The sequence below is a fragment of the Niveispirillum irakense DSM 11586 genome, assembly GCF_000429645.1.
GTDB classification, from domain to species: domain Bacteria; phylum Pseudomonadota; class Alphaproteobacteria; order Azospirillales; family Azospirillaceae; genus Niveispirillum; species Niveispirillum irakense.
This window is the reverse complement of the sequence record NZ_AUCG01000021.1, coordinates 44,848-63,353: the sequence shown is the minus strand read 5'-3', so window position 1 is coordinate 63,353 and position 18,506 is coordinate 44,848. Positions and strand designations below refer to the sequence as shown.

The 18,506-nt window shown below is 61.7% G+C and carries 12 protein-coding genes; 10 read left to right on the top strand and 2 right to left on the bottom strand.

Annotation, left to right across the window (positions count from 1 at the left end):
• Positions 1-99 precede the first annotated feature (99 nt).
• The 10 genes from fdhF (at position 100) to G473_RS0109250 (ending at position 14,955) form a co-directional block, all read left to right on the top strand.
• The gene (gene fdhF, locus G473_RS0109295; RefSeq protein ID WP_029012878.1) at positions 100-2,961 is read left to right on the top strand and encodes a formate dehydrogenase subunit alpha; all 2,862 of its coding nucleotides are present in this window, start codon (positions 100-102) and stop codon (positions 2,959-2,961) included.
• A gap of 65 nt (positions 2,962-3,026) precedes the next feature.
• A complete protein-coding gene (gene fdhD, locus G473_RS0109290) occupies positions 3,027-3,794 on the top strand; it encodes a formate dehydrogenase accessory sulfurtransferase FdhD (protein ID WP_245580024.1) in 768 nt (255 codons plus the stop codon).
• Positions 3,784-3,999 carry a formate dehydrogenase subunit delta gene (locus G473_RS0109285; RefSeq protein ID WP_029012876.1) on the top strand — a complete coding sequence of 72 codons (216 nt, stop codon included), beginning with the start codon at positions 3,784-3,786 and terminating at the stop codon, positions 3,997-3,999. Before fdhD ends, G473_RS0109285 begins: the two co-directional genes overlap by 11 nt.
• Positions 4,000-4,076: 77 nt before the next feature.
• Positions 4,077-5,732, top strand: a complete 1,656-nt coding sequence (locus tag G473_RS0109280; RefSeq protein WP_029012875.1) for an OFA family MFS transporter — start codon at positions 4,077-4,079, stop codon at positions 5,730-5,732.
• A gap of 199 nt (positions 5,733-5,931) precedes the next feature.
• The gene (locus G473_RS0109275) at positions 5,932-6,600 is read left to right on the top strand and encodes a hypothetical protein (protein ID WP_029012874.1); all 669 of its coding nucleotides are present in this window, start codon (positions 5,932-5,934) and stop codon (positions 6,598-6,600) included.
• Between the two features lie 324 nt (positions 6,601-6,924).
• Positions 6,925-8,112 carry an efflux RND transporter periplasmic adaptor subunit gene (locus G473_RS0109270; RefSeq protein ID WP_029012873.1) on the top strand — a complete coding sequence of 396 codons (1,188 nt, stop codon included), beginning with the start codon at positions 6,925-6,927 and terminating at the stop codon, positions 8,110-8,112.
• 15 nt (positions 8,113-8,127) lie between these two features.
• Positions 8,128-11,265 (top strand): efflux RND transporter permease subunit, encoded by a 3,138-nt coding sequence (locus G473_RS0109265; RefSeq protein ID WP_029012872.1) that lies wholly within the window; start codon positions 8,128-8,130, stop codon positions 11,263-11,265.
• A 4-nt stretch (positions 11,266-11,269) separates the two neighbouring features.
• On the top strand, positions 11,270-12,688 hold the full coding sequence (locus G473_RS0109260; protein ID WP_035706409.1) for an efflux transporter outer membrane subunit: 1,419 nt from the start codon (positions 11,270-11,272) through the stop codon (positions 12,686-12,688).
• Positions 12,689-12,694: 6 nt separating this feature from the next.
• Positions 12,695-13,333, top strand: coding sequence for a TetR/AcrR family transcriptional regulator (locus G473_RS29155; RefSeq protein WP_051330084.1), 639 nt, complete (start codon positions 12,695-12,697; stop codon positions 13,331-13,333).
• Positions 13,334-14,016: 683 nt separating this feature from the next.
• Complete coding sequence (locus tag G473_RS0109250) at positions 14,017-14,955, top strand: glycosyltransferase family 4 protein (protein WP_029012870.1); 939 nt, start codon at positions 14,017-14,019, stop codon at positions 14,953-14,955.
• Between the two features lie 436 nt (positions 14,956-15,391).
• On the opposite strand, the gene secD is transcribed toward G473_RS0109250, so the two are convergent.
• Entirely contained in the window at positions 15,392-17,926 is a 2,535-nt protein-coding gene (secD, locus tag G473_RS0109245) for a protein translocase subunit SecD (RefSeq protein WP_029012869.1), read from the bottom strand.
• A gap of 89 nt (positions 17,927-18,015) precedes the next feature.
• A complete protein-coding gene (locus G473_RS0109240; protein ID WP_154667332.1) occupies positions 18,016-18,378 on the bottom strand; it encodes a hypothetical protein in 363 nt (120 codons plus the stop codon).
• Positions 18,379-18,506: the final 128 nt, after the last annotated feature.

Genomic DNA, 18,506 nt, shown 5'->3' with positions numbered 1-18,506 from the left:
ATCACAGGCGCATAGCTCTACGAATCTGGATTCCGGCGTGCGCCGGGATGACGGAATCGCTTTGCCTAAGCATCAGCTTTCCCACCCCCGGAGGAACCCATGACCCTGATCCACGAGATCGACTATGGCACGCCCAGGTCCAAGTCGGAGAGCATGGTCAGCCTGACCGTTGATGGGGTGGAAATCAGTGTGCCGGAAGGCACATCGGTGATGCGTGCGGCGATGGATGCCGGCATCCAGGTGCCGAAGCTGTGCGCCACCGACATGCTGGATGCCTATGGTTCCTGCCGGCTTTGTCTGGTGGAGATTGAGGGGCGCAACGGCACGCCGGCTTCCTGCACCACGCCTGTCGCCCCCGGTATGAAGGTGGCAACCCAGACGCCCAAGCTGGCCAAGCTGCGGCGTGGGGTGATGGAGCTTTATATCTCCGACCATCCGCTGGATTGCCTGACTTGTGCTGCCAATGGCGATTGTGAATTGCAGGATATGGCCGGTGCTGTGGGCCTGCGTGAGGTGCGCTATGGCAATGAGGTTGAAACCCATCTGGGCCAGGAAAAGGATACCAGCAACCCCTATTTCACCTTCGATCCCAGTAAGTGCATTGTCTGCGCCCGTTGCGTGCGGGCGTGTGAGGAGGTGCAGGGCACCTTCGCGCTGTCCATCGCCGACCGGGGCTTTGCGTCGAAGGTGAATGCCGGGGCGGGACAGGATTTCCTGTCATCGGATTGCGTGTCCTGCGGGGCCTGCGTGCAGGCCTGCCCCACGGCGACGCTGATCGAAAAATCGGTGGTGGAGATCGGCCAGCCCGAACATTCCGTCGTCACCACCTGCGCTTATTGCGGGGTCGGCTGTTCCTTCAAGGCGGAAATGCGCGGGACCGAATTGGTACGCATGGTACCCTATAAGGATGGCAAGGCCAATCGCGGCCATTCCTGCGTCAAGGGCCGTTTCGCCTGGGGCTATGCCACGCATAAGGAACGTATCCTGAAGCCGATGGTGCGGGCGAAGATCACCGATCCCTGGCAGGAAGTGACCTGGGATCAGGCGATTGCCCATGTGGCATCCGAATTTAAGCGCCTGCAGGGCCAATATGGCCGTAATGCCATTGGCGGCATCACCTCATCGCGCTGCACCAATGAGGAAACCTATCTGGTGCAGAAGCTGATCCGGGGTGGTTTCGGCAATAATAATGTCGATACCTGCGCCCGCGTCTGCCATTCCCCCACCGGCTATGGGTTGAAGACGGCGTTCGGCACCTCTGCCGGCACGCAGGATTTTGACTCGGTGGAGCACGCCGATGTGGTGGTGGTGATCGGGGCCAACCCCACCGATGGGCACCCGGTCTTCGGCTCCCGCTTGAAGAAGCGGCTGCGCCAGGGGGCCAAGCTGATCGTCATTGATCCGCGTCGGATTGATCTGGTGCGCCAGCCGCATGTGGAAGCCTCCTTCCATCTGCCGCTGCGCCCCGGCACCAATGTGGCGGTGCTGACCGCCATGGCCCATGTCATTGTCACCGAAGGGCTGGCGAACGAGACATTCGTGCGCGAACGCTGCGATTGGGATGAATTCACCGACTGGGCCGATTTCGTCTCTGACCCGCGCCACAGCCCGGAGGCGATGGAAGCCTATACCGGGGTGCCGGCGGAACATCTGCGCGGTGCCGCCCGGCTTTATGCCACGGGCGGCAATGGGGCAATCTATTACGGCCTGGGCGTGACCGAACATAGCCAGGGCTCCACCACCGTGATGGCGATTGCCAATCTGGCTATGGTCACCGGCAATCTGGGCCGGGAAGGGGTGGGCGTGAACCCGCTGCGCGGGCAGAATAATGTCCAGGGCGCCTGCGACATGGGCTCTTTCCCGCATGAAATGTCGGGTTACCGCCATGTGGCGGATGATGCGACGCGGGAGATGTTCGAGGGGCTCTGGGGCGTGAGCCTGGATCATGAACCGGGCCTGCGCATCCCCAACATGCTGGATGCCGCCGTCGATGGCAGCTTCAAGGGCCTGTATGTGCAGGGGGAGGATATCGTTCAGTCCGATCCCAACACCACCCATGTTGCCGCCGGCCTGTCGGCGATGGAATGTGTGGTGGTGCAGGATCTGTTCCTGAACGAGACGGCGAATTACGCCCATGTCTTCCTGCCCGGCAGCACGTTTTTGGAAAAAGACGGCACCTTCACCAATGCCGAACGCCGCATCAACCGCGTGCGCAAGGTGATGCCGCCGCGCAATGGTGCTGGCGGGCCGGGGCTGGCGGATTGGGAAATCACCGTGGCGATTGCCAATGCCATGGGCTTCCCGATGAATTACCGCCACCCGTCGGAAATTATGGACGAGATCGCTGCCGTCACCCCCACCTTCAAGGGCGTGTCTTACGCCAAGCTGGACGAATTGGGGTCGGTGCAATGGCCCTGCAACGATAAGGCCCCGGAAGGCACGCCGGTGATGCATATTGGCGGCTTTGCCCGTGGCAAGGGCAAGTTCGTCATCACCGAATATATCCCAACCGACGAGAAGACGGGGCCGCGCTTCCCGCTGCTGCTGACCACCGGGCGCATTCTGTCGCAATATAATGTCGGCGCGCAGACACGGCGCACCGCCAACACGGTGTGGCATCAGGAAGATCGGCTGGAAATCCACCCGCATGATGCCGAACAGCGCGGCGTGCGCGACGGTGATTGGGTGCGGCTGCAGAGCCGGGCCGGGGAGACGACGCTGCGGGCGCTGATCACTGACCGGGTGGCGCCGGGTGTCGTCTACACCACCTTCCACCACCCGATGACCCAGGCCAATGTCGTCACCACCGACCATTCCGATTGGGCGACCAACTGCCCGGAATATAAGGTGACGGCGGTGCAGGTGACGCCCAGCAATGGTCCGTCCGACTGGCAGGAGCGTTATCAGGCCCATGCCGACCTGTCGCGCCGCATTTCCGGCCATGCGAGTGCGGCGGAATGAGTGAGCAAAACCCCCTCCCCCAAGCGGTAAGGATGACCTCCGGCCAGGCTTGGCGGGATGGGGAGATGCACGCCCATCAGCGGTACTTGCCGGAGGAAACGCCGGTTGCCTTCACCTATGACGGCGCCGCCCATGCGGTGATGATGGCGACCCCGGCGGACCTGGAGGATTTCGCCATCGGCTTCAGCCTGACCGAAGGCATTATCGACCAGCCATCCGCTATCCGGGATTTGGAAGTCGTGCCGGTGCCGGATGGGATCAATCTGCGCCTGTGGCTGGAACCGGATGCCGCCGTCCGGGCTGAGAAGCGACGGCGGCGGCTGGCCGGCCCGGTCGGCTGCGGCCTGTGCGGGATCGAGAGTTTGGCGGAAGCCAATCGCGCCATCCCCAAGGTGACGGCCGATCCCCGCTTCAGCCCCACCCAATTGACACTTGCGATGACGCAACTGGCGGGAAAGCAGCCGCTGAACCAGCAGACCCGCGCCGTCCATGCCGCTGCTTTCTGGACCCCCAAGGGCGGCATCGTCGCCGTGCGGGAGGATGTCGGCCGGCATAATGCGCTGGACAAGCTGGCCGGCGCCCTGGCGCGCGGCGGCGTCTCCCCTGCATCGGGCATCCTGCTGCTGACCAGCCGGGTATCGGTTGAAATGGTGCAGAAGGCGGCCAGCATCGGGGCGCCGGTCATCGCCGCCATCTCGGCCCCCACGGCTTTGGCTGTGCGGCTGGCGGAACAGGCCGGTATCACGCTCGCCGCCATCGTGCGCGGGCAGGAGTTCGAGCTTTTCACCCATCCAAATCGCATTACCGGAAAGGCAAAGGCCGATGTCGCCTGACAAGCTGGTCACCATGGCCAACCAGATCGGCAAGTTCTTCGTTACCCAGCCCGGTGACAGGGCGGCCGAAGGCGTTGCCGATCATATTCGCAGCTTCTGGGACCCAAGAATGCGACAAGCCATCTTCGCCCATCTGGATGCAGGGGGCGAGGGGCTGGACCCGGTTGTGCGCACAGCACTGGAAAAGTTGCGCGCAACCGTCTAGCAGCACGACCGGCATAGGATAAGCGCCGGCAGCAATAATCTGAACAGGCAGGAATACGGACAAGGAGGCGTGCATCTATGAGTGTTGCCAATCCCCCCCTGGACAGTGCCGGTGTCGGTCTGCTGGATAAGCAGCGCATCATCGCGCAACCGGGTTTCAACCGGTGGCTGGTGCCGCCGGCCGCCCTGGCGGTTCATCTGTGCATCGGCATGGCCTATGGTTTCAGTGTGTTCTGGCTGCCGCTCAGCCGCGCGGTCGGGGTTACGGCCCCGGTCGCCTGCACCGATATGAACATGCTGACGGCCCTGTTCACCACCAGTTGCGACTGGCGGGTGTCGGACCTGTCCATCATGTACACGCTGTTCTTCGTCTTCCTGGGCTGTTCAGCCGCGGCCTGGGGCGGCTGGCTGGAAAAGGTCGGCCCGCGCAAGGCGGCGGTGGTATCCGCCTGCTGCTGGTGTGGCGGCATGGTGATCGCCGCCTTCGGCATCATGACCCATCAACTCTGGCTGATGTGGCTGGGGTCGGGCGTCATTGGCGGCATCGGGCTGGGGCTGGGCTATATCTCGCCCGTATCCACCCTGGTGAAATGGTTCCCCGACCGGCGCGGCATGGCGACGGGCATGGCCATCATGGGCTTTGGCGGTGGGGCGATGATCGGCGCGCCGCTGGCCGACATGCTGATGAATATGTTCCGTACCCCCACCAGTGTGGGCGTTTGGGAAACCTTCATGGTCATGGCGGTTGGATATTTCGTCTTCATGATGGGCGGCGCCTTTGGGTACCGCATCCCGCCCGCCGGCTGGCGCCCGGAAGGCTGGATTCCGCCCATCGGCAGCAGCAAGGCCATGATCACCCATGGTCATGTGCATCTGCGCGACGCCCATAAGACCAAGCAATTCTGGCTGATCTGGGCGGTCCTGTGCCTGAATGTGTCGGCCGGCATTGGCGTGATCGGTATGGCATCGCCAATGTTGCAGGAGATTTTCGCCGGCTCGCTGATCGGTGCGCAGGGCGTTGGCTTCAATGATCTGGATGAAGGCCAGCGCAAGGCAGTTGCGGCCATTGCTGCCGGTTTCACGGGTCTGCTGTCGCTGTTCAATATCGGTGGGCGCTTCTTCTGGGCGTCGCTGTCGGACAAGATCGGCCGCAAGGCCACATATTTCACCTTCTTCGCGCTGGGCATCGCGCTTTATGCCCTGGCCCCCTGGGCGGCACATGCCGGCTCCATCGCCCTGTTCGTCGCCTTCTTCTGCATTATCCTGTCCATGTATGGCGGTGGCTTCGCCACCATCCCGGCATATCTGGCGGATATTTTCGGCACCCAGTTCGTCGGCGCCATCCATGGGCGGCTGCTGACGGCCTGGGCCACGGCTGGCATCATCGGTCCCTTCGTCGTCACCTTCATCCGTGAAGCGCAGATGAATGCCGGCGTGCCGCCCGACCGGGTCTATGACTTCACCATGTATATCCTGGCGGGCATGCTGGCGCTGGGCCTGCTGGCCAATCTGGCGGTGCGTCCGCTGGCGGCCAAATGGTTCATGTCCGACAAGGAAGTGGCGGAATTGCAGGCCTCTGCCCGTGCGGCCGCTGCGGTTCACCCTACCGGTTCCTTCGGGATCGGCAAGGGCGGGCTGGACGGCAAGGCCGCTATAGCCTGGACGGTGGTGGGGGTTCCCATCATCTGGGGTGTGTGGATCACGCTGCAAAAGGCAGCCGTCCTGTTCCACTGACCCTATTCTTCCTCGTGTTGCCCTCCCTGGGTGCCTGCCGTGTGCAGGCACCCTTTCTTTTGTCGCGGGCCGCAGATGCCAGCCGGCCTACACCCCCAAAAGGTAAGGATAGGGTCGAAGCCGTGTAAAAGGCTTCCGCTTGTCAGGGCGCTGCGGTTAGAACATCCCCATTACAGCCTTTCGGGTACAGGAGCTGGGGATGATCGGGCGTTTCTTCGTTTCATTGGGCATGGTGGCTTTGCTGGCCGTTGGGCCGGCCCTGGCGCAACAGCCGGCCGCCAAGCCGGGGGCGGCAGCGCCCACTGCGGACAAGGCTTTTAAGGTTGAAGGCTTCCGCAGCGCCCGTTTCGGTATGACGGAAGACCAGATCCGCCAGGCCATTGCCAAGGATTTCAAAATTAGCGGCGATGCTATCCAGAAGATGGAAGAGCCGACGGAGCGCACAACGGCGCTGCTGATCAATGTGCGGGACCTGCTGCCAGAATCCGGCCCGGCTGTCGTGGCCTATATGATGGGCTACAAATCCAAAAAGCTGTTCCGTGTCAATGTGATCTGGGGCAAGGACATCGGTTCTGATGCTACGCCGGAACAGATAGTCAACGCTGCCAATGCGTTACGGAACTTCCTGGCAGGTCAGGGTTACAAGCCGGACAGTGTTGTGATGAACCGGCCTTTGGATAATGACAATGTCCTGGTCTTTATGGGCACGGATAATCAAGGCCGCCTGACCGAACTGGTTTTGGGCCTGGTGACGGAAAAGGGCGAAAAGGAAGGCGCACCGCCAAAGATTCTGGGCGCAAATATGCGTCTCTCTTATGTGGAGAAGCCCACCGAGCCCGATATCTACCGCATTCCGGGCGGTTTCTAATCCTCAGTCACATCCTTACTGTTTGGGGGAAAGGCCGGTCGCTGCATGCCGCAGCGCCGGCCTTTTTCCTTACGCCGTGGGGGCATGCGCCCTTGACATGGTGATCCTGTGATCAAGGTCACTTTTTAATTTGGCCATCCAATGGATAAACCGTCCGGCGGATTGTACCGGAGAGTACAGTTTTTCCGCCCCCTATGGCCAAGGTTGTAGGGGAATAGAGAAAAGATCGTTCTTCTTATCCTGGCAGGTCCATGATACATCCGCTATCGGATGGATCGACCTGCCGATCCTGCAGTTGGTCCGCTTTTGGGGGTTACCACCATCATGTCCAGATTCCGTCTTCTGGGTTCCGCCGCCCTGTGCAGCCTGGTGCTGCTCGTCTCTGCCTGCGGGGGTGAGCAACAGCAGCAAGGGGGGCCCATGGGCCCGATGGAGGTCGGCATTGTCACGGTGGCCGCCAAGCCTTTCACGCTGACCACGGAACTGACCGGGCGCATCACGCCGTTCCGTGTTGCGGAGATCCGCCCCCAGGTGAGCGGGATCATCAAGGAACGCCTGTTTGAAGAAGGCGCCGATGTTGAAGCGGGGCAGTCGCTTTATCAGATTGATCCGGCCCCCTATCGTGCTGCCCTGGCACAGGCGGAAGCCGACCTGAAAAGCGCCCAGGCCCAAGCCGTCGCGGCCAAGGCCCGCGCTGACCGCTATCGCGAACTGGTGCGCATGCGCGGTGTCAGCCAGCAGGAATTCGACGACGCGGTTGCCCAGGCTGGCCAGGCGGATGCGGCAATTGCCGCTGCGCGCGCTGCTGTGGATACCGCCCGCATCAATCTTGATTATACGAATGTGAAGGCGCCGATTTCCGGCCGCATCGGCCGTTCCCGCTATACGGCGGGGGCGCTGGTGACCAATGGTCAGGCGGAAATGCTGACCACCATCACCCAGCTTGATCCCGTTTATGTTGACCTGACCCAGTCGGCGGAATCCGTGTCCGCACTGCGGCGTCAGATCAGCGCCGGCCAGCTTCAGATGCCCGAAGGCGGCAAGCTGCGGGTCAAGCTTCTGATGGCAGATGGCAGCGACTATACGGAAAGCGGCGCGCTGGACTTCTCTGACGTGACGGTTGACGAGACGACCGGCATGGTCGGTCTGCGCGCGACCTTCCCCAATCCGAAGCAGGAATTGCTGCCCGGCATGTTCGTGCGGGCCCAGGTGGAGCAGGGCGTGATGCCCCAGGCCCTGCTGGTGCCGCAGCAGGGTGTGCAGCGGGGCGCCAATGGTGCCGCCGTCGTCATGGTTGTGGGTGCTGAAAACAAGGTCGAAATTCGGCCGGTTGAGGCAACCCGTGCCATTGGTGACCAGTGGCTGGTGACCAAGGGTGTTCAGCCGGGTGACCGCATCATTACGGAAGGCATCCAGAAGGCCGCCCCCGGTGCGCCGGTGAAGCCGGTGCCGGCCGGGCAGAAGCCGCAGGCCGCTGCGCCCGCTGGTGCCGCTCCGGCCCCTGCGAACTGACCGGAGCGCTGAGAAATGGCAAAATTCTTCATCGACCGCCCGGTCTTTGCCTGGGTGATCGCGATTATCATCATGTTCGCCGGCGCGCTATCGATCATGCGCCTGCCGATCGAGCAATATCCGGCCATCGCGCCGCCCCAGATCGCCATCAATACCTCTTATCCGGGTGCTTCTGCTGAAACGCTGGAGCGCACGGTGACCCAGGTCATCGAGCAGAACCTGAAGGGTATCGATAATCTGCGTTACATGACGTCCACCAGCGACGCATCGGGTAACGTGGCGATCACCCTCACGTTCAATGCAGGGACCGACGCCGATATCGCGCAGGTGCAGGTGCAGAACAAGGTGCAGCCGGCTCTGGCTTCGCTGCCCTCGGAAGTGCAGCAGCGTGGCGTTGTGGTGTCCAAATCCTCTGCCAGCTTCCTGATGGTGTTGGCCTTTGTCTCCACCGACGGCACCTTGAATGATGCTGACCTTGGCGACTTTGTGTCATCGCGGGTGCAGGATCCGATCAGCCGCGTCAATGGCGTCGGCAATGTGCAGGTTTTCGGCTCTTCCTATGCGATGCGCATCTGGGTCGACCCGACCAAGCTGGCTTCCTACAATCTGTCGATCGACGATATCACCTCGGCCATCACGGCGCAGAACGCCCAGGTGGCGGCGGGTCAGGTCGGTGGCACGCCTTCCGTAAAGGGGCAGCAGCTCAACGCGACTGTTACCGCGCAGAGCCGCCTGCAGACGCCGGAAGAGTTTGCCAAGGTTATCATCCGCACCAATACGGACGGTTCCAACGTTCGCATCTCTGATGTGGCGAAGGTCGAACTCGGTGCGGAAAGCTATGATTTCGTCTCGCGCTATAACCGTCAGGCTGCATCCGGTCTTGCCATCAACCTCGCCACCGGGGCTAACGCCCTGCAAACGGCTGAAGGCGTGAAGGCAGCGGTGGAGCAGTTGCGCCCCAGCTTCCCGGCGGGCGTGGATGTGGCGTACCCGTTTGAAACCACGCCCTTCGTCAAGCTGTCGATCAAGGAAGTGGTGAAGACCCTGGCGGAAGCCGTGGTGCTGGTCTTCCTGGTGATGTACCTGTTCTTGCAGAGCTTCCGTGCGACCATCATTCCCACCATCGCCGTGCCGGTGGTGTTGCTGGGCACGTTCGGCATCCTGGCTGCCTTCGGTTTCACCATCAATACGCTGACCATGTTCGGCGTCGTGCTGGCGATTGGTCTGCTGGTCGATGATGCCATCGTGGTGGTGGAAAATGTCGAGCGTGTGATGGAGGAGGAGGGGCTGTCGCCACGTGAGGCGACCCGCAAATCCATGGATCAGATCACGGGCGCGTTGATCGGTATCGGTCTGGTGCTGTCCGCCGTGTTTGTGCCCATGGCTTTCTTCCCCGGTTCCACCGGCGTGATCTATCGCCAGTTCTCCATCACCATCGCCTCGGCCATGGGCCTGTCGGTGCTGGTCGCCCTGATCCTGACGCCGGCGCTCTGCGCCACCATCCTGAAGCGTCAGGGCCATGGGGAGCGCAAAGGCTTCTTCGGCTGGTTCAACCGTAATTTTGAGCGTTCCAACCATAAATATGTCAGCGTGGTTGATCGCGTGGTGCGCCGCCCGGTCCGCTACATGTTTGCCTTCGCGCTGATCGTGGTGGCGCTTGGCCTGCTGTTCACCCGCCTGCCCACCGCCTTCCTGCCGGAAGAAGACCAGGGCATCATTTTCGCCCAGATCATGACACCGGCCGGCGCCACGCAGGAACGGACCGTGGAAGTGGTGAAGCAGGTTGAAAACTATCTGATCGACCAGGAAGGCCAGTATATTAACGGTGTCTTCTCCATCGCCGGTTTCAGCTTCTCCGGTCAGGCGCAGAACTCCGCTATGGTGTTCGTGAACCTGAAGGACTGGGCGGAGCGCGGCGCAGGCGAAGGGCGCGCGCAGAATATCGCCATGCGTGCCATGGGTGCCTTCATGGGCATCAAGGATGCGATGGCGTTCGCTTTCACCCCGCCGGCCGTGCTGGAACTGGGTAATGCCACTGGTTTCGATCTCCAGCTTCTGGATGAAGCCGGGTTGGGGCATGAAAAACTGCTGGAAGCCCGTAACATGCTCCTGGGCATGGCGGCGCAGAACCCGGCGGTTGCCAATGTGCGTCCCAATGGCATGGAGGATACGGCCCAGCTCCGCGTCGATATTGATCAGGAGAAGGCGACCGCTCTTGGTCTGACCGTGGCGGAAATCAACCGCACGCTCAGCGCCATGTGGGGGTCGACCTATATCGACGACTTTATCGACCGTGGCCGTGTGAAGCGTGTCTTCGTCCAGGCCGATGCGCCCTATCGCATGCTGCCGAGCGATCTCGAAAAGCTGTATGTCCGTAACAGTGCAGGTGAAATGGTTCCCTTCGCGGCATTCGCCACGTCGGAATGGACCTTTGGCCCGCCGCGTCTGGAGCGTTTCCAGGGTACCTCGGCGATGAATATCCAGGGCGAACCCGCACCGGGCCGCAGCTCTGGTGACGCGATGGCCGCCATGGAGCAGATGATCTCGCAATTGCCGGAAGGTATCGGCTACGCTTGGGTCGGTCTGTCTTATGAGGAGCGTCTGTCCGGTTCCCAGGCCCCGGCACTCTATGCGATCTCGCTGCTGGTCGTGTTCCTCTGCCTGGCTGCCCTGTATGAAAGCTGGTCCATCCCGTTCGCGGTGATGCTGGTGGTGCCGCTGGGCGTGCTGGGGGCGGTGATTGCCGCGACCCTGGCCGGTCTGCCCAACGACATCTATTTCCAGGTGGGCCTGCTGACAACGATCGGCCTCTCGGCGAAGAACGCGATCCTGATCGTGGAATTTGCGAAGGAGTACTACGAGAAGGGCATGGGGCTTGTGGAAGCCACGCTGGAAGCTGCCCGCCAGCGTCTGCGCCCCATTCTGATGACGTCGCTGGCCTTCACGCTGGGCGTGACCCCGCTGGCCGTCGCGTCGGGTGCCGGTTCCGGCAGTCAGAACGCCATCGGTATCGGTGTGATCGGCGGTATGATTGCGGCGACCGTGCTGGCTATCTTCTTCGTTCCCATCTTCTTCGTTGTCGTTGAACGTCTGGTGCTGCGGGTCAGCGGGTCCAAAAACAACAATGCCCCGCATGGCAACCAGGAAGGGTGATATCATGAGCCGTAAAACCAACCTTCTTCTCGGCTTGCCCCTTTGCCTGATCCTGGCCGGTTGTTCCATGGCGCCGGATTATCAGCAGCCGCAAACCGGCACGGCCACCGCTTGGCCGGTATCCGGCCCCGATACGGGGACCGGTGCCGGTGTCGCGGCCGACATTGCCTGGCAGGATTTCTTCCGTGATCCTGTGATGCGTGACCTGATCGGCCGGGCATTGACCAACAATGCCGATCTGGCCGTCGCAACCGCCAATGTGGAACGCGCCCGCGCCCTTTATCGGGTGCAGCGCGCCGACCAGTTGCCCACGGTGGCGGCAGGCGCCGGGGCGACCCGGCAGGGGACGCCTGCCGCCAGTTCACCCACGGGCAATAGCACGGTGGGTAGCCAGTATCAGGTGAATGCCGGGGTCACGGCGTTCGAACTGGACTTTTTCGGCCGGGTCCGGTCCCTGTCGGATGCGGCATTGCAATCCTATTTCGCCACGGCAGAAGCACAGCGGTCAGCCCGCCTGTCGCTGATCGCCGAGGTGGCGAATGCCTATCTGACCCTGCTGACCGACCGGTCCCTGCTGAAACTGACAGAGGATACGCTGAAAGCTCAGCAGGAAAGCTATGACCTGATCAAGCTGGCCTATGACCGGGGTGCCCGGACGCAGCTTGAACTGCGTCAGGCGCAGACGACGCTGGATACGGCCAGGGCCAATATGGCGCTGTATCGCCGTCAGGTGGCACAGGATGTCAACGCCTTGACCCTGCTTGTCGGGGAGCCTGTTGATGGCGGGGCCGCCCTGCTGGCGGCGGCGGATGATGCCTATGTCATCCGAGATCTTCCGGCAGGGCTGCCATCGGACCTGCTGCTTCGCCGTCCGGATATCCTCCAGGCCGAACATCAGCTTCGTGCGGCTAACGCCAATATCGGGGCTGCCCGTGCGGCGTTCTTCCCCTCCATCTCGCTGACCAGCAGCATTGGCACCCTTTCCGGCAGCCTCTCCGGGCTGTTTGAATCGGGTACCAAGGCCTGGAGCGTTGGGAGCTCCGCCTCCCTGCCGATCTTCGATTTTGGGCGGAACAGCGCCAATCTGGAAGTGGCAAAGGCAGAGCGTGATGCGGCGGTGGCCCAGTATCAGGGCGCCGTGCGTACAGCATTCCGTGAGGTTGCGGACGAACTGGTGGCGCGGGAAACCCTGTCTGACCAGCTCTCGGCCCTGACCTCCCTGGTTGAGGCAACGCAGGAGACGTTTGATCTTTCCCAGGCGCGGTATGATCGCGGTGTCGATAATTACCTGACCGTGCTGGACAGTCAGCGCGCCCTTTATACCGCCCAGCAGCAGCAATTGCAGGTCCGCCTGCAGCGGTTGACCAATCTGGTGACCCTTTACAAGGCGCTGGGTGGTGGCACGGCAGGGGAGGGGGCGTAATCCGCCATGGTTGCGGTTGAGCAATCCCCGGCCCGTCGATCGGGCCGGGGGGAAGCGCGGCGGCGGGCTATTCTGGACGCCGCCAGCACCGTCTTCCTTCAAAAAGGTTATGAGAAGGCAAGCCTCAGCGAAATCCTGGCCCTCTCGGGGGGATCGCGTGCCACCATCTATCAGGCCTTCGGCTCCAAGGACGGGTTGCTGGAAGCCATGATGGTCGAATGCTGCCAATCCGTGCTGGCGCCGCTTGACAGTGCGACGCGGGCCGGCCGGCAGCCTGAAGAAGTTTTGCTGGATATGGGCCGGCGGGCAGCGGATACGCTTTTATCGCCGGCCAGTCTTGCCCTTCTGCGTGTCATGATGGCAGAGGGGCGCAAGTTTCCCCATCTCGCCCGTACCTTCCGGGATAGCGGGCAGGAGATGTGGGTTCGTCCGCTCGCGGATTATCTCGCCTGTATCAGTCAGGGAACGCATTACGATATCCCTGACCCCGCCAGGGCGGCCCGTCTTTTCTTCAGCATGGCTTGGGGGGATGCGATGATCCATTTATCGGCTGATATGCCGGAGCCACCGACGCGGGAAACGATTATGGCCGATGTGGAAATGGCTGTTGAGATTTTCATGCAGGGCATCCGCCGCCGCACGTAAATCATTCCGTTTATTGCGCTGCGAAAGGTTCTGCGTACCTCTTCTTGCGGTTGGGCGCTTTATGCATTTCGTTTGTGTCGAGTTGTAAAAGGAGAACTTAAAATTATTCTGACGGTGTCTGGGAACGGCCGTCAGGTCACCCCAAGTAAATGAAATGAGCTCAGCCATCATTTTCGCTGCGGCTATGCTTTGGGTATAAGACCTTCCAGGGGGAAGATGGCGTCAGGCTGATCTGGCAGGGAGGGTCGCAGGCCCTTGTCTGGCCCTTGGCCTGTTTTTAATGCAGGTGAACCCTACGCTAATATCTTCTCGGGTTGAGTTGCCATATGGTAGAACCTTACTGTTTTGGCACTGCGGGACGGACAGGATACCCGCGGATCGACCGTAAAAGATGGTCTTGCGTAGACATATCTCCGCAATCGCGCTGAACGGGCGATTGTGGTCGAGAGGTGATCCTTGGTCCGGCAGCGATATATGGCGATGAAATGGTCTGTTGGTTTCCTGCCCACCTGGTCTGATCCGACCGGTGGCGTGTGGCTTGCCACTACCCATGCTGATGTTGCTGGTCATCACTCTGGGGACCCGCGCGCGATAGGGTGGGAAAATTGATCTTTGCGCTAGCCGTTATCCTGCAGATTGGTCTATCTGCCCTGGTCTGCCTGAACGCGACCCGGATTGGAGAGATGCTGGGCGTTATTGATCACCCGGACAGTTTCCGCAAACTTCATCGCGGGGCCGTGCCCTTGGTTGGTGGTCTGGCCATCCTTGCGCCGGCCACCCTGATCGGCATTTTTCTGTCCCTGATAGAAGGTGGCGTCTCGTCTCACTGGGTGATTGTGCCCTGCGCCACTGTGCTGTTTGTGATGGGAATGATGGATGATCGGGCGCATCTACCCCCGCCCATCCGGCTTTCCGTGTCGCTTGTCATGTTTTCGCTCGCCATCATTCTGGCGCCTGAGCTTGCTCTTGCGAGACTGGATTTCGGGGGCCGTCTCTTCATCGAACTGGCGCCGATGCTGGGGGCGCTTCTGACCATTATCAGTCTGGTCGGCTTCCAATACGCCTTCAATATGAGTGATGGTGCCGATGGCATTGCCTCTGGCATGGCCGTGATCTGGGGCATGTTCTTTTATATCGGCAGTACCGGTGTGCTGTCCTGGATTTCCCTGCTGATGGTGGCCGGCGGGCTTGTCTTCCTTATCTTCAACATGCGCCGCTGGATTTTTCTGGGTGATAGCGGGGCTTATGGCATGTCCGCTGTCATGGGCCTTCTCGGCCTTTGCATTGCAGCTCAGCCAGGGTCAAGCATGACCAATATGCAGCTTGTGGGCCTTTTCCTGTTGCCGGTGGTTGATTGTCTGCGCCTGATCGTGACCCGTATCCGGGCCGGCCGGGCTCCCTTTTCCCCGGACCGGGAGCATCTGCATCATCATTTGCTGCGCTGGCAGGTCTCCCCGATGCGGACAGCCTTCATCTACTGGATGATGGTGCTGATCCCCAATAGCGCTGGTCTGCTCGTGGGGGGGCTGGAAGGCTTCCTGCTGACCCTTGTGCTGACTTTGCTTTCGTATCGCGCCGTCATGATCGCCTCGGTCAAGACAGCGAACTTGAGCGCCGGTTGAGGGCTTCGCCCGTTACGCGGGCCCGCTGGCGACCGCATCGGCACCTTATAGCAGCGGCACGAAATCCTGACCGATGGTCAAGCTTTCGTGCCGCTCAATCGGTGGCAGGCGCTCCGCACCCTTGGCTACACGACATGGGCCGCGCGGCGGCAGCCGCCGCCGTCCCATCGGTCAAGAATTTTGACCGATGGTATATAAGGCCAATGGACTTGTGTCAGATCCGGGTCTCAAGCGCCCCATTCGGACGCGTCTGAACCCGGATCGATCCCATCTCTGATCCATGAAAAAAGCGCCGGCTTCTCTCGGGGCTGGCGCTTTTCTATTTCCTACGGGGGCGTGAAACCACGGACCAGAGGCTTGCCCTGTAGGCCGTTGAATGCCCCAAGCCCGACCAAGCTGCAACAGGTTGCCCTGTGCAGCTTGGCGATGAGCCTTGTCAGGCTTTATTGGGTTCGGCCGGGGTGGCAGGTTCCGCCTCATCCGTCATCGACCGGCGCAGCCGGTGTTCACCCAGATACAGCAGGATCGGGGCGGCGATGAAGATGGAGGAGGACGTTGCCAGTACGATGCCGAACAGCAGCGTCCAGGCGAATTCCCGCAACGCTTCCCCGCCAAACAGGGCCAGCGGGATAATCGACAGGAAGATGGCGATGGAGGTGTTGATCGTCCGGCTCATCGTTTCATTGATGGAACGGTCGATCAGTTCCCGCAGCGGCATCTTGCGATACAGGCGCAGGTTCTCGCGCACGCGGTCATAGACCACGACCTTGTCGTTGATGGAGAAGCCCATGATGGTCAACATGGCCGCGATGGCGGTCAGGTTGAACTGCATCCCCGTCAAGGCATAGAAGCCGATGGTCTTGGTCACGTCCAGCAGCATGGTCACCACGGCGCCGATGCCGAACTGCCATTCAAACCGGATGGTGATGTAGATCAGCATGGCCACGGCGGCCAAAGCCAGAGCCATCATGCCGTCATGGAACAGTTCGGACGATACCGATGCGCCAACAGCCTCGGTCTTGCGGATCTCCGTGCCGGGGAAATTTTTCTCCAGCGCGTCGGAGACGGCGCGGATGGCAGCCTGCTGGTTGGATTCCGGCCCTTCCTGACGCTCCATGCGCAAGATCACGTCACGATCGGACCCGAAGGATTGCAGGGCAACAGGCCCCACATTCACTCCCTCCATCGCCTCGCGCAGCTTGGGAAAGTCGGTTGCTTCGGGTGTGCGGACTTCCATGACGATGCCGCCGGCAAAGTCGATGCCGTAATTCAGGCCCGGCTTGAAGAACATGACCACCGAGAGGGTGGACAGGAGCACCGATGTGGCGAGACCGATGTGGCGGCCCTTCATGAAGGAGATGCTCCAGCCCACCGTCTTCAACGGGAATGGGCCGGTCACCGGCAGTGCCTTCGGCCGGGTCCGCTTGAACCAGATGGCCGTCAGCAGGCGCGCCACCAGGGTAGCGGTGAACATGGAAGTGATGATGCCCAGCGACGTGGTAACGGCGAAGCCCTTCACCGAGCCGGTGCCCACGATATAGAGCAGCACCATCTTGATCAGTGTGGTCAGGTTACTGTCGGTGATGGTGGCAAAGGCCTTGGTATAGCCCGCTTCCAGTGCCGAAAGCGGCGTCTTCCCCTTACGCAGTTCTTCCTTGATGCGCTCATTGATCAGGATGTTGGCATCCACCGACATGCCGAGTGTCAGCACGATACCGGCAATACCGGGTAGGGTCAGCGTCGCCTGCAGCATGGACAGGCAGGCCAGCGTCAGGAACAGGTTGAAGACAAGGGCCAGATTGGCGAATAGGCCGAAGGCGCCATAGGTCAACCACATATAGCCGACGACCAGCACCACGCCAACGATACAGGAAATCAGGCCGGCCTTAATGCTGTCCGCACCCAGTTCAGGTCCGATGGACCGTTCTTCCACCACGGTCAACGGCGCGGGCAGGGCGCCGGCACGCAGCAGAACCGCCAGTTCAGTGGCTGACTGGGCGTTGAAATTGCCGCTGATCTGGCCCCGGCCACCGACGATGGGTTCCCGGATCACCGGCGCGGAAATGACGCGACCATCCAGCACGATGGCGAAGGGACGGCCGACATTGGCGCGGGTGATATCGGCGAAACGACGGGCGCCGATGGGGTCGAAGCTGAACGATACAACCCAGCCGCCATTCTGCGGATCGGCACTGGGTTGCGCATCGGTCAGGGTGGCGCCATCCACCTCCACCCGCTTACGCACCAGGATGCGGCTTTCGCCGCCGGCGCGGTCGCTGTTGGGCAACCAGTCATAACCGGCAGGGGCCGGTGCACCGGGAGCAACCGCCCCATCACCAACCAGATGGAAGGTCATCTTCGCGGTCTGGCCCAGCAGACGCTTGATGCGGCCCGGATCGGTCACGCCGGGCAACTGCACCAGGATGCGGCTGCTGCCCTGGCGGGCGACGATCGGCTCGTTCACGCCCGTCTCGTCAATACGGCGACGTACGATCTCCAGCGACTGTTCGACCGCCTTGCTGACACGGTTGGTCAGGGCCTGGGGCGTGAAGACCAGTCGCAACCGGTCGGATTCCGGGGTGATGGTGAAATCACCGGGCTCGCCGGGCAGATTGCCCTGGGTCAGCGGGCGCAGCAATTCGCTGGCGCGGGCGGTATCGTTGGGGTCCACCAGACGGACGATGACGCTGTCGCCATCGACGCTGATGCCGCCGGGACGCAGATCACCCGCACGCAGAAGGCTGCGCGCTTCGTCAGTCGCCCCTTCCAGCCGCTCACGCTTCACTGCGGCGGCATCGACTTCCAGCAGCAGGTAAGAACCGCCCTGGAGATCAAGGCCGAGATTGAAATGGCGGGCCGGAAGCCAGGACGGAATGTTGGAGGGGCCGATCAGGCTGGGGATGGATAACAGCACACCCAGCACGCAGATCAGCAGGATCACTGCCGTCCGCGTCTTGGAGAAATTCAACATCGAAGGATATATCCCTCATCAAGGGGGACAAGCCGGCAGACACCATCCGTGGGGAATTGGTCTTGGCGCGGCGATGATTGGGGGGCGGGTCAGGCCAGGGCCGGCGGTGCCCGTGGCTGCATCCGGTGCCATGCGATGGCTGGCAGGACGGGGGGGGCTTTTGCGCTTGCCGGCACCGTCGGGCGGGCGGCCAGCAGCATCAAGCCCGGCAGGTGGGGAAGGACCGGACCTGCGCCATGATCGGGCAGGGCCTTGCCCCCATCCAGGCGCAGAGGTGTCTGGAGGATGCTGAGCTGTGGCGGGGTGCTGACCGTCTGGCGGCAGCTTCCGTCTTCCTGACACGCGGACACACCACCGGACAGGCGCGCTGCGGCCGGCAGGCCGATAGCAGCACCCAGCAGCAGCAACGCTGCTGCCAGTATCACCTGCCAGAATGTGAAGGACCGCTGCACCACGCCACCGGCAATGAATTTCCAAGCCGGCAGGATTACGCCCTGGCAACCGCCCTGGCAAGTGCGCCCTTTACCCTATCGCATGGCTGCCCCTGTTTTTCCATGCTGGCTTAATATAAGCCAGCTTA